Source organism: Variovorax sp. OV084 (genome assembly GCF_900111625.1).
GTDB lineage: Bacteria > Pseudomonadota > Gammaproteobacteria > Burkholderiales > Burkholderiaceae_C > Variovorax.
Map to the genome: position 1 here is coordinate 268,586 of NZ_FOII01000001.1, position 12,228 is coordinate 280,813.

General features: G+C 62.4%; 9 protein-coding genes. 4 read left to right on the forward strand and 5 right to left on the reverse strand.

Annotated features, from left to right (window positions below; all coding sequences use genetic code 11):
• Positions 1 to 330 precede the first annotated feature (330 nt).
• Together BMW87_RS01395 and BMW87_RS34650 are read left to right on the forward strand one after the other, a co-directional pair.
• Entirely contained in the window at positions 331 to 2,130 is a 1,800-nt protein-coding gene (locus tag BMW87_RS01395) for a LysM peptidoglycan-binding domain-containing protein (protein ID WP_093073635.1), read from the forward strand.
• 1 nt (position 2,131) lies between these two features.
• Positions 2,132 to 2,683 carry a hypothetical protein gene (locus BMW87_RS34650; protein WP_143062551.1) on the forward strand — a complete coding sequence of 184 codons (552 nt, stop codon included), beginning with the start codon at positions 2,132 to 2,134 and terminating at the stop codon, positions 2,681 to 2,683.
• 139 nt (positions 2,684 to 2,822) lie between these two features.
• On the opposite strand, the gene BMW87_RS01400 is transcribed toward BMW87_RS34650, so the two are convergent.
• From BMW87_RS01400 to BMW87_RS01420, 5 genes are all read right to left on the reverse strand, one after another.
• Entirely contained in the window at positions 2,823 to 4,397 is a 1,575-nt protein-coding gene (locus BMW87_RS01400) for a tripartite tricarboxylate transporter permease (protein ID WP_093073637.1), read from the reverse strand.
• Between the two features lie 4 nt (positions 4,398 to 4,401).
• Entirely contained in the window at positions 4,402 to 4,932 is a 531-nt protein-coding gene (locus tag BMW87_RS01405) for a tripartite tricarboxylate transporter TctB family protein (RefSeq protein ID WP_176928806.1), read from the reverse strand.
• A 145-nt stretch (positions 4,933 to 5,077) separates the two neighbouring features.
• A complete protein-coding gene (locus BMW87_RS01410) occupies positions 5,078 to 6,685 on the reverse strand; it encodes a sensor histidine kinase (RefSeq protein WP_093073639.1) in 1,608 nt (535 codons plus the stop codon).
• The gene (locus tag BMW87_RS01415) at positions 6,636 to 7,352 is read right to left on the reverse strand and encodes a response regulator (RefSeq protein WP_093073641.1); all 717 of its coding nucleotides are present in this window, start codon (positions 7,350 to 7,352) and stop codon (positions 6,636 to 6,638) included. Before BMW87_RS01415 ends, BMW87_RS01410 begins: the two co-directional genes overlap by 50 nt.
• A gap of 32 nt (positions 7,353 to 7,384) precedes the next feature.
• Entirely contained in the window at positions 7,385 to 8,170 is a 786-nt protein-coding gene (locus BMW87_RS01420; RefSeq protein ID WP_093073643.1) for a sulfurtransferase, read from the reverse strand.
• Between the two features lie 61 nt (positions 8,171 to 8,231).
• On the opposite strand from BMW87_RS01420, the gene dnaE reads away from it, so the two are divergent.
• Both dnaE and BMW87_RS01430 read left to right on the forward strand, forming a co-directional pair.
• A complete protein-coding gene (dnaE, locus tag BMW87_RS01425; protein WP_093055922.1) occupies positions 8,232 to 11,750 on the forward strand; it encodes a DNA polymerase III subunit alpha in 3,519 nt (1,172 codons plus the stop codon).
• Positions 11,751 to 11,863: 113 nt separating this feature from the next.
• A complete protein-coding gene (locus tag BMW87_RS01430; protein WP_093055924.1) occupies positions 11,864 to 12,217 on the forward strand; it encodes a YgiW/YdeI family stress tolerance OB fold protein in 354 nt (117 codons plus the stop codon).
• The last annotated feature ends 11 nt before the right edge of the window (positions 12,218 to 12,228 follow it).

Sequence of the window (12,228 nt, forward strand, 5' to 3'; positions counted from 1 at the left end):
CCCGAGATATATGCCTGCCGGGCGTTTGCCCGGTGGGCATTTCTCATTGCGGCGGCTGCAAACTACTTCGCACTCTCGTCGGCTTTGTCTGCCGCCTGACGGCGGGCAACCATTGTTTGCAATGGTGCTGGGCCCGCACGCCCCAGACTGACGAAACGATCACTCGCTCAGCTACAGCTCCTCGCTGACCCTGCCGAACAACTTCGGCGGCATTCATATGCGCGCGCTCAAAGTACGTGTGATCTGAAAAAAATTTTGGCATCAATCATTTCCTCTTGGAATATGCGGGCCAGATTATTTGAATTGGATTTTTAAACGGAAGAAGTGAGTATGGCAAAACTGATTTCAGCGACTTACCATCCGAACATCGAGGTCGCCGAATTTATTTGTGAAGACGGCCGGCATTTGCTCAGGCACGGCGGAACGTTGCCCTGGCGAATCAATAATCCGGGAGATCTGACTGCTCGGATGGTGGATGGAATACCTTCTCCGAAAAAAGCCAAAGGCTATGTGGGCTTCGCTACAACTAGATCCGGGAGAACATTTCTTATCTTTCCAGATGAGGAGGCCGGGCGCATGGAGTTGAAGGCGAATTTGAAGAGAATGCACGGAGACCGGACAATTTCGGAGGCAATTCCTGCTTATGCACCCAAGAAAGAAAACAATACTCAAAAATATATAGATGATCTGCTGAAAATCAGCGGTGTGCCGGGAGATAAGAAGATTCGTGACTGCAGTGATGCCGAGTTGATCAAAATAATGAATGGCATCACAGAAATAGAGGGCTATCACGCCAAACCGGAAACTCGAAAGGAAACCTGGGTTGAAGTAAGCCGGATCAATGCAACCAATGGCATCCAGCCTCTGAAGGATACGGAAATAATAATAGAGATGGGTGGCAAGGAGGAAAGAATAAAATCCGATGTGACGGGGCGCTTTCCTCCAGTGATTCATCCTGCGGACAAATCAGCAGTGCATGTCAAAGTGGTCAACCCAAAGACCAATGAAGTGGTGAAAATTGGAGAGATTCAGGGCGAAACAGGAAGGGACTTCAATCTCTTGTCGAGAACCAGAAAATGGAAAGGCGTGGCGGGCTCTGAAAAGATAAATAATTCCAAAACAGAAATCAAAAGACCAATGCGCTATGTAGTTCAGCCTGGAGACAATCTGGGGAAAATTTCAAAATTTTATCGAACCACCATTGCCAAAATCAAGGCTGAAAACAATCGACTTGGCGACAAGATTTTTCCCGGTGAAGTACTGCTGATTCACGGGGGCGGGGAGGAAAGGTCAACCGGCGGCGCGCGGCCGTCGAAATCCAGCCTGACAGGAGCAACTCAGGCCCCACGTCCCGCTCCTCCTTTGATACCCCCGATTCCTTCCAGCACAGAGCCGTCGGACTCAGTGCGATCCAAAGAGGGAGCAGGTAAAGTTTTGGCTCTTATAAATCCGATGCCGGGGCGAGCCCCTTGGATGCCAATTGCCATTGCGGAAGCCAAACTCAGGCGTGGAAAAGTGGAGCAACTGATAGAAAAAGAGATCAACTATCACGCAGAAATCAAGGACGGTTCAATATCCATGTCCGATCGGGCTTGGTGCGCGGCTTTTGTGAACTGGTGCTTGTCAAAGGCGAACTACCCTATTGAAAATGCGGGCTATGCGGACCGCAAGGCCACAATGGGGCGCGCGCACGGGTTTTATGAAATGAATGAGAGATTGAAAATCAGAAACCCTTTATTTGTCGAGCTGGAAGAGCCAATATATGGAGCTATTGCCATGGTCAAGAATAGCAAGACCGGACATGGAAGCCATGTGGGCTTTGTCTATGCTAAAAGCGGATCCAAAAATTTGATATTGCTGGGCGGCAATCAAGGAGATCAGATAAATTTCTCTCCTTTTAGGATCGATCCAGTTGAACCGCACGAAGAAAAAAGAAAGGATGGGAAGATCGTCAAAATAAAAGGCCGGCCTAATCGTTTGAATTTTTTTGTTCCAGTCGCTTATTACGAGCAAGCAAAAAAAGATCTTTCCAGTCCGGGAATCGAACAAGCTGATGCGGCCGAGATAAACAAGGAAATGGGAATCGAAGGAGTGGAGATTGACAAAAATAACTCTCCAAGGACCACGTAGCATGAAAAAATATCGAAATCTTGTCGAAAAATCGGTGGACTGGTGTCGATTGCTTGCCGGCGTGTTCCTTCTGCTTTTTATACCCTCTGCGGCTACGGCTGGGGCGGCAAATGGTCCTTATGTTGTGTGGGTGAATCTTGATAAATCTTCCGGCGGAAAAAGAATTGACAAAATAATAAAAAATTTCGCCAATAAAAAATCAACCGATTGTGATGGGCAATGGCTGAGAGGGCCTCTGTTATATATGGAGAAGCGGCCCAGGCTCATCACTGATGATTTGATTGATGATGTTTTTCTAAAGAAGAGTTCGAGTCAAATGAGGAGTCTGAATTTGGCATTGAAAAATTATAAAGATGATGGGATGATGAATTCACTCGGACTGGATGGAGTCATCATTTATGCAAATCGAGGAAATGCCCGGATGATGAGCTTGACAACCGGTAAAAGAAAAATCGAAACGGTGACGTTTGAGGCGGACCGCTCCCTGCCGGAGGCCGCGGATATCGAGGCCGCGTTTTGTGCACTCTTGCCCCCCATCACACGACGTCCATGAATCGGGAGTCGACCCCGCGTGGGACGCAGTGCGACTACACCGCTTAAGGCAACGTCCGCCCCAATGAAAAATGCCCCGCTCGTGCGGGGCATTGCGGTCTGGATTTCCTCCTATTGGATTTCCATTGAGTCAGGTGGTCTCACTTACCTCCGCCCCCCATCGAGGCAGCCTCAGCAGGCGGCGTCCCCTCTGGCAGCTTCGGCAACTCGACCATGCCTTTGCGACCGCCACGGCCGCGCCAGGCCGAGTAGCCCACGCCCAGCAGCAGCAGCACGCACAGCCCGATGAAGGTGCCGCTGATCGGCCGTGTCACGAACACCGACATGTCGCCGCGCGAGAGCAGCAGCGCGCGGCGGAAGTTCTCTTCCACCATCGGCCCGAGCACGAAGCCCAGCAAGATCGGCGCGACCGAGAATTCCAGCGACATCAGCAGGGCGCCGACGATGCCGAACACCAGCACTTCCCAGATCTGGAACAGGCTGTTCTGCGTGCTGTACACACCCGTCGCAATGAAGAACATCGCGGCCGGGAACAGGTACTTGTAGGGCACCTTCAGCAGCTTCACCCACACGCCGATGAGCGGCACGTTCAGGATCACGAGGATCACGTTGCCGATCCAGAACGAAGCGATCAGGCCCCAGAAGATGTCCGGATGCTCGGTAATGAGCTGCGGGCCGGGCTGGATGCCCTGGATCAGCAGCGCACCCAGGATCAGCGCCATCACCGCGTCGCCCGGAATGCCCAGGCTCATCGTCGGGATGAAGTCGACCTGCGTCTTCGAGTGGGCCGAGGCCTCGGGGCCGGCCACGCCTTCGATCATGCCGGTGCCGAACTTGTTCGGCGTCTTCGACACCTTGCGCTCCAGCGCGTAGGCGATGAAGGTGGTGATGGTCGGGCCCGTGCCGGGCATTGCGCCGAACACCGTGCCGACGATGGTGCCGCGGATCATCGCGGGGAAGGCGCGCTTGAGCTCTTCCTTGCTCGGGCGCATGTCGCTGAGCTTGAGCGTGCCGGTGTCGCCGATGGTCTTCATGCGGTTCACGTTGAGCAGGAAGTCGGCCACGCCGAACAGGCCCATCGAGATCGCCACCAGTTCGAGGCCGTCGCTCAGCTCGGGCAGGCCGAACGCGAAGCGGAAGCTGCCGCTGTTCACGTCGGTGCCGACCACGCCGCACAGCAGGCCGAACAGCGTCATGGCCACGCCCTTGAGCGGCGAGCCGCGCGACATGGTGGAGCCGGCGAGCAGGCCCAGCAGCATGATCGAGAAGATCTCGGTCGGGCCGAACTTGAACGCGATCTGCACCAGCAGGGGCGAGGCGAAGATCATCACGATGATGCCGACCGACGCCGCGAAGAACGAGGCGATCATCGTCACCCCTAGCGCGACGCCCCCTTTGCCCTGCTTGGTCATCGGGTACCCGTCCAGACAGGTCACCGCATGCGGCGGGTGCGACGGCATGTTCATCAGGATGGCGCCGATGGCGCCGCCGTACTGCGAGCCGTAGAAGATGCCGGCCAGCATCAGGATGGCGGGCACCGGATGCATCACGTAGGTGAGCGGCAGCAGGATCGAGATGGCCTGCAGCGCGCCCATGCCCGGCAGCACGCCGATCAGGTTGCCCACCAGCACGCCGAAGAAGGACCACATCAGGTTCGAGCCCTGGAAGGCCACGCCGAAGCCGAACCAGAGGTCGTGGAGCGATTGACCGATCATGGTGTCAGCCTCCCCACTGGAACAGGGGCAGCTGCAGCTTGAGCGCCCACCAGAAGATCACCACCGCGATGAAGCACATCGCCAGCGACAGCAGCAGCGCCTCGGTCAGCGTGTTGTCTCGGTCGCCGAGCGCCGAGATGAACACGATGGCGAAGGTGGCCGGCAGCAGGCCGCCGTACTCGCCGAACAGCAGGAACGCGAGGATGCCCAGGATGATGCAGATGCCGCCGCGAATGTCGGGCATGCCGCCCGGATGGCCGTGCGACGCGGCTTCTTCGCTTGCGCCTTCAGCTTGCTTGTCACCGCGCGCGGAGACAGCGATCAGCAGCCCCGTGAGCGCCAGCAGCGCGCCGAGCGCGACCGGGAAGAAGCCCGGCCCCATGTGCGCAAGCTCGCCGACGCGGTAGCCGATGCCGGCATAGACGGCGGCCAGTCCGATGACGATCAGCAGGGCGCCGCCGTAGTAATCTTTTTTGAATTTTGAAGCGGGCCGAAGCGCGTGCGAGGCCGGATCTTCACCGAGCTGGTGCTGCATTGAGTCTCCTTCGATTGGAAGGAGCGCAGTCTAGGAATCGAGGCTTTCAATCGCCTTTCGGAGCAGGCGCAAACGGCCCGGCGACCCGCAAAATACGTGTAATCACGTACCGGTGTATCGGGTGAAACCCTTGCAAAAAAGGGCCTCAGAAGGCGCGCAGCGGCAGCCTGAGGATCGCGCGCAGTCCGCCGCCGTTGGGGCTCTCGGGCATGTCGGCGTTGCCCAGTTCGATCTCGCCGCCGTTGCGCCGCGCATAGCTGCGCGCAATGGTGAGGCCGAGGCCCGCGCCCTGTGTTGCAACGGCAGCCACGGATGGGTCGCGATGGAAGCGCTCGAACACGCTGTCGCGCCTTTCGGGTGCGATGCCCGGTCCGCTGTCGCACACCTCGGCCAGCGCATATGAGGCCTCGCGCCGCACGGTCACGGTGATGTTGCCGCCGCGCGGCGTGTACTTGATGGCGTTGTGCACAAGGTTGGCAAGCACCTCGTGCAGCTCGGCGGCGTTGGCTGCCACGGGCAGCACGGGTGAGTCGTCTTCATCGCCGGCTTCGTCGGTGCCGTCCGTGTCTTCTCCGTCGTCGCCCGCGGTGGCGATGCGTTCGGCGGCGCCGTCGCCGCGCGCATCGACCCAGCCCAGGTCCTGGTCGTTCTCGCGCGCCAGCGGCAGGTATTGCAGCACCACCTCGCGCGCGATGGCGTTGAGGTCGACCACCGTGGGCTCGGCAGGGGCGACTTCGTCTTCGGTGGTGGCATGGGCCAGCGCCAGCAGTTGTTCGCTGAGGCGGCGCGTTCGCGCGAGCTGCCCGACGATGGCATGCAGCGACTCGCGCATGCGCGCCGGATCGGTCTCGCGCACCGCGTAGCCGGCCTGTATCGACAGGATGCTCAGCGGCGTGCGCAGCTGATGCGAGGCATCGGCCAGGAACTGCGATTGCTCGGCCACCATGCGCCGATGGCCCGCGATGTGGTGGTTCACCGCGTCCACCAGCGGCGCGACCTCCTGCGGCACGCCGCTGGCGTCGAGCGGCGTCAGGTCGTCGCGCGATCGCTCGCGCAGCGAGCTGCGCAGGCGCTCCAGCGGGCGCAGCGTCCACGCCACGCCGAGCCACACCAGCAGCGCCATCACCAGCACCATGCGCGTGTCGCGCAGCAGCTCCTGGCGCAGCGACTCGGCCTGGGCCTCGGTGCGCGGGCCGGTGCCCTCGGCCGCCTGGATCAGCACGCTGTAGGCCGCGCCGGGGTGGACGTTGTCGTACACCGTCTGCCGCAGCGCGGCCACGCGCACCGGGTGCTGCTCGTGCACCGCGTCGTAGAACACCGGCGTGCCGTCGGGCGGTTGCTGTGCCGGGCGGGGCAGGCCGGGCACGCCCATGAGCGTGGTCTCGGGCGAATTCACGTCGAGTGTTTCGCCCTTGGGAATGCGCTGCACGCCGACGTGCAGGTACTTGTAGCGCAGGTGCGTGGACTCGAACATCGCCTGAATCGAGAACGGCTCCTGCACGCGCACGCTGCCGTCGCTCGCCACCACGATGCCGTTGGCCAGCGCCTGCACGGGTTCGAGCAGGCTCTGGTCGTAGGCGACCACGAGCGAATCGGTCAGGGCCTTGTAGTCGTTCCAGCTGTCGAGCGCCAGCAGCGCGACGATGCCAGGCAGCAGCAGCGCGAGCAGCCGCGCGCGGATGCCGAAGCGCTGGGGCTGCGGCTCAGTCGTCTTCGCCGGGGAGTTCGGGTTGGGCTGGGGCTGAGGATCCATCGGCAATGCTCTCCAGCATGTAGCCCAGGCCGCGCACGGTGACGATGCGCACGTCGCTGTCCGCGAGCTTGCGCCGCAGCCGGTGCAGCACCACCTCGATGGCGTCGGGGCCGGCCGTGCTGTCGTTGGTGAACACCTTGGCGAAAAGCTGCGACTTGCCGACCGGCGCGCCGCTGCGCATCAGCAAGGCGGTGAGCGCGGCCTGCTCGCGCGGCGTGAGCGACAGCAGCGTGCCGCGCAGCGTGAAGGCGTGGCTCTGGCTGTCGTACGAGAGCGAGGCGCACTGCAGGCGCGGGTGCTGCTTGCCGCGGCTGCGGCGCACCAGGGCCGACAGGCGGGCTTCGAGTTCGACCAGTTCGAAAGGCTTGGTGAGGAAATCGTCGGCGCCGAGGTTCAGGCCGCGTACGCGGTCTTGCAGGGCGCCTTGCGCCGTGAGGATCAGCACCGGCGTGCGGTCGTCGGCATTGCGCATGTCGGCCAGCACGCTCAGGCCGTGCTTGTCGGGCAGGCGCAGGTCGAGCACGATGGCGTCGTATTCGGTGCCGGCCATGAAGGCTTCGGCGGTGCGCGCGTCGGGCGCGTGGTCGGCAACGAAGCCGCTTTGCGTGAGCGCGCGGATCAGCCACGAGGCCATGTCCAGTTCGTCTTCCACCAGGAGGATGCGCATGGGAGGCCTGTCGTGCGTGGGGCTTGTTGCCGTTACTGCTTGATAGCGAGGTCGGGGTCTTCCGAGGCGCGGGCGCTAGCGCGTGCCGAGCGCGCGCTCAGGTCGGGTGCCAGGGCCTCGCGGCCATCGAACACGAAGCAGTCGCCCTTGTAGTGCGCGCCGCCGACCTGCTCGAAATACTTGAGGATGCCGCCTTCGAGCTGGAGCACGTGCTCCACGCCTTCTTCGCGCATCAGGATCGCGGCCTTCTCGCAGCGGATGCCGCCGGTGCAGAAGCTCACGACCGTCTTGCCCTTGAACTCGTCGCGGTGCGCTTTCAGGGCGGGTGGGAATTCGGTGAACTTGCCGATGCGCCAGTCGATGGCGCCTTCGAAACTGCCGTGATCGACCTCGAAGGCATTGCGTGTGTCGAGCAGGGCGATTTCGCGGCCCTCGTCGTCGTGGCCCTGGTCGAGCCAGCGCTTGAGCGTGGGGGCGTCCACGCCGGGTGCCCGGCCCGCGGCGGGCTGGATGGCCGGATGGTCCATGCGGATGATCTCGCGCTTGAGCTTCACCAGCATGCGGCGAAAGGGCTGAGCGGCGGACCAGCTTTCCTTGGCCTCGAGGTCGGCAAAGCGGGCGTCGGCACGCAAATGGGCAAGAAAGGCCCGCACCCCGTCGGCGCTACCGGCCAGGAACAGGTTGATGCCCTCGGGCGCCAGCAGGATGGTGCCCATGAGGCCCAGGGCCTGCGTGCGGGCGCGCAGGTCTTCGCGCAGCACGGGGCTGTCGTCTATGGCCACGAACTTGTAGGCCGCGATATTCAGAATCTCTTGCACGGGGCGCGATTGTAGGGATTGCCAACCCACATCGTGGAGTGGCAGTTTCTACAATGGCCGGATGTTTGTTCACCTGCGCCTGCACACCGAATTTTCCGTCGTCGACGGCACCAACCGGATCGACGAAGTCATCAAGGCCGCCGCTGCCGACAAGCAGCCCGCGCTGGCCATCACCGACCTGAACAACCTGTTCGGGGCGGTCAAGTTCTACAAGCAGGGCCGCGGCAAGGGCGTCAAGCCCATCATCGGTGCGGAAGTCTTCGTGGAAGGGCTGGGCAAGGAGCCCGGCGTGCTCACCCGCATCGTGCTGCTGGTGCAGAACATTGAAGGCTATCTGCACCTATCCGAACTGCTGGCGCGGGCGTGGACGCAGAACGTGGGCCGGGGCCAGTCGCAGGCGGCCTGCAAGCTGGAATGGCTCGAAGAGCTCGCGGGCGGGCTGATTGCGCTCTCGGGCGCGCAGGCCGGGCCGCTGGGGCAGCCGCTGCTGCAGGGGCAGGGCGAGCGCGCGGCCGAGCTGGCATTGCGGCTGGCGGGGATTTTTCCGCACCGCTTCTACATCGAGCTGCAGCGCGCAGGCCGGCCCGAGGATGAGCCGCACGTCATCGCCGCTGTGCAGCTGGCGGCCCGGCTGCACCTGCCGGTGGTCGCCACGCATCCCGTGCAGTTCGCCGCCCGCGAAGACTACGAAGCGCACGAGGCGCGCGTGTGCATTTCCGAAGGCGAAATTCTCGGCAACCCGCGCCGGGTGCGCCGGTTCACCGAAGAGCAGTATTTCAAGTCGACCGCCGAAATGCAGGCGCTGTTCGCCGACGTGCCGAGCGCGCTGGCCAACACGGTCGAGATCGCCAAGCGTTGCAACCTGACGCTGGTGCTGGGCAAGCCGCAGCTGCCCGACTTTCCGACGCCCTTCGTCAGCGAAGGCGTGCGCATGCCGATCGATGACTTCTTCCGCCAGGAGTCGTTCGAAGGCCTGGAGGTGCGCCTGAAGCACCTCTACCCCGACGAGGCCAAGCGCGAGGCCGAGCGCCCGCGCTACGTGGAGCGGCTGGAGTTCGAGATCAACACGATCCTGAACATGGGGTTCCCCGGCTACTTCCTGATCGTGGGTGACTTCATCCAGTGGGCCAAAGCCAACGGCTGCCCGGTGGGCCCGGGCCGGGGCTCGGGCGCGGGCTCGCTGGTGGCCTATGCGCTGAAGATCACCGACCTGGACCCGCTCGAATACAAGCTGCTGTTCGAACGTTTCCTGAACCCCGAGCGTGTCTCGATGCCCGACTTCGACATCGACTTCTGCCAGGGCAACCGCGACCGCGTGATCGACTACGTGAAGGACAAGTACGGCCGCAACGCCGTGAGCCAGATCGCCACCTTCGGAACCATGGCCGCGCGCGCGGCCATCCGCGACGTGGGCCGCGTGCTGGACATGAGCTACATGTTCTGCGACGGCATCAGCAAGCTGATTCCGAACAAGCCCGGCATGTCGGTCACGCTGCAGTACCCGCCCGAGAAGAAGATCGAGGGCGACAAGAACAACTACGCCATCGAGATGGAGCCGCAGCTGGCGGAGCGCATCGAGAAGGAAGAAGAAGTTCGCATGCTGGTCGAGCTCGCGCAGAAGCTCGAGGGCATGACCCGAAACATCGGCATGCACGCCGGTGGTGTGCTCATCGCGCCGGGCAAGCTCACCGACTTCTGCCCGCTCTACCAGCAGCCCGGCAGCGAATCGGCCGTGAGCCAGTACGACAAGGACGACGTCGAAGCCATCGGCCTCGTGAAGTTCGACTTCTTGGGCCTCGCCACGCTCACCATCCTGGAGATTGCGCGCGAGTTCATCATGAAGCGCCACAAGGGCCAGGAGAACTTCGCGTTCGAGAACATCCCGCTGAACGACGCGGCCACCTACCGGCTGTTCTCCGACGGCAAGACGGAAGCCGTGTTCCAGTTTGAATCTCGCGGCATGCAGGGCATGCTGAAAGATGCGCGCCCGACGCGCCTGGAAGACCTGATTGCGCTGAACGCGCTGTATCGCCCGGGCCCGATGGACCTGATTCCCAGCTTCGTGGCGCGCAAGCACGGCCGCGAGACGGTGGAGTACCCACACCCGGCCGTGGCCGAGATGCTCTCCGAGACCTACGGGATCATGGTCTACCAGGAGCAGGTGATGCAGACCGCGCAGATCCTGGGCGGCTACTCGCTCGGCGGCGCCGACCTGCTGCGCCGTGCAATGGGCAAGAAGAAGCTCGAGGAGATGGCCGAGCACCGCGAGAAATTCCGCGCGGGCGCCCTTGCAACGCACGGCATCGTCCAGGACAAGGCCGACGAAATCTTCGACTTGATGGAGAAGTTCGCGGGCTACGGCTTCAACAAGTCGCACGCTGCCGCCTACTCGCTGCTGGCGTACCACACGGGCTGGCTCAAGGTCCACTACACGGCCGAGTTCTTCTGCGCCAATATGACCGTGGAAATGGACGACACGGACAAGCTCAAGCTGCTGTTCGAAGACGCCCAGAAAAACTTCGGCATCACCTTCGAGCCGCCGGACGTGAACCGCGGCAACTACCGTTTCGAGCCGGTCACCAACAAGATCATTCGCTACGGCCTGGGGGCAGTGAAGGGCACGGGCCAGCTCGCGGTCGAGGCCGTGGTGCGGGCGCGCGAAGAGGGCGGGCCGTTCAAGAGCCTGTTCGACTTCTGCGTACGCATCGACCGCCAGCGCATCAACAAGCGCACGGTCGAAGCGCTGATCAAGGCCGGCGCCTTTGACGCCATTCAGCAGAACCGCGCGTCGCTGATCGCCTCGCTCGACCGCGCCTTCGAATTTGCGAATGCCACCGCGGCCAATGCATCGCAGGTCGACATCTTCGGCGACGCCGAGCACGGCTCGGCCACCGCCGAGCCCGACCTCGTCGACGCCACGCCCTGGGGCGTGAAGGAGCGGCTGACGCTCGAGAAAACAGCCGTCGGCTTCTACCTCTCGGGCCACCTGTTCGACGAGGTTTCGCACGAGGTGCGGCGCTTCTGCAAGCGCGAGATCGGCGACCTGCTCGACAGCCGCGACCAGCAGGTCATTGCCGGCATCGTGAGCGACTTCCGCGTGATCAACGGCCAGCGCGGCCGGCTGGCGATCTTCAAGCTCGACGACAAGTCGGACTCGATCGACGCCACCGCCGACGAGGCGACCATCAACGCCAACCGCAACACGCTGAAAGACGACGAACTGGTCATCGTCAGCGGCCGGCTACAGCCCGCGCGCGGCGGCTTCGAGGCGCGCTTCCAGGTGCAGCAGGTGTGGGACCTTGCCACGGCGCGCTGCCGCTTCGGCAAGTTCCTGCGCGTGGCGGTGAACGGCAAGGCGCCCGACATCGCACGCCTGCTGAAAGACTTTCCGCCGCGCACCGAGCAGACCGAGGTCGGCGACCTGATCCAGGGCTTGCCGGTGCGTCTGTCGATGGCGCGCGGCGGCGCGCAGGTCGAGCTGCAACTGGGCGAGCGCGCCAAGTTCTTCCCGACCGATGCTGCGCTGGCCAGCTGGACCGCGCAGGCGGAAGCGGGCAAGGCGCTGATCGTCTACGACTGATCTGATCGCGCGCTGCAAGAGCGCGACAAGTGCTTGGGTGGCGTGGGCCCTTTGACGGGCCCGCTACGATCCTTTCTGCTTTTTCCAATCAGCAGTTCAAGGAGGAACTCGCCATGAAGAAATCATCCCTCGTCCTCGCATTGGCCCTGGCGTTGCCCTTTGCCGCATCCGCCCAGTACGCCGGCCCCAGCACCGTGCCGACGATGAGCGTCAAGCAACTGCTCGACACCGGAAAGGATGATCAGCACGCCACGCTGCGCGGCTTCATCGTGTCGCATGACGGCGGCGAGCACTACACCTTTGCCGACGACACCGGCCGCATGAAAGTGGAGATCGACGCCAAGCATTTCCCGGCCGGCGTGAAGATCGACGACAAGGTGCGCGTCGAGATATCCGGGGAGTTCGACAAGGACCTGGTCGGCAACAAGGCCGAGCTCGACGTGAAGCGGCTCAGCGTAGTGCGCTGAACCGGGTTCGC

What these genes read in the sequence shown, in the direction of transcription:
- BMW87_RS01395 (WP_093073635.1), top strand. Translation starts at nt 331, where the DNA reads ATGGCAAAACTGATTTCAGCGACTTACCATCCGAACATCGAGGTCGCC.
- BMW87_RS34650 (WP_143062551.1), top strand. Translation starts at nt 2,132, where the DNA reads ATGAAAAAATATCGAAATCTTGTCGAAAAATCGGTGGACTGGTGTCGA.
- BMW87_RS01400 (WP_093073637.1), bottom strand. Translation starts at nt 4,397, where the DNA reads ATGATCGGTCAATCGCTCCACGACCTCTGGTTCGGCTTCGGCGTGGCC.
- BMW87_RS01405 (WP_176928806.1), bottom strand. Translation starts at nt 4,932, where the DNA reads ATGCAGCACCAGCTCGGTGAAGATCCGGCCTCGCACGCGCTTCGGCCC.
- BMW87_RS01410 (WP_093073639.1), bottom strand. Translation starts at nt 6,685, where the DNA reads ATGGATCCTCAGCCCCAGCCCAACCCGAACTCCCCGGCGAAGACGACT.
- BMW87_RS01415 (WP_093073641.1), bottom strand. Translation starts at nt 7,352, where the DNA reads ATGCGCATCCTCCTGGTGGAAGACGAACTGGACATGGCCTCGTGGCTG.
- dnaE (WP_093055922.1), top strand. Translation starts at nt 8,232, where the DNA reads ATGTTTGTTCACCTGCGCCTGCACACCGAATTTTCCGTCGTCGACGGC.
- BMW87_RS01430 (WP_093055924.1), top strand. Translation starts at nt 11,864, where the DNA reads ATGAAGAAATCATCCCTCGTCCTCGCATTGGCCCTGGCGTTGCCCTTT.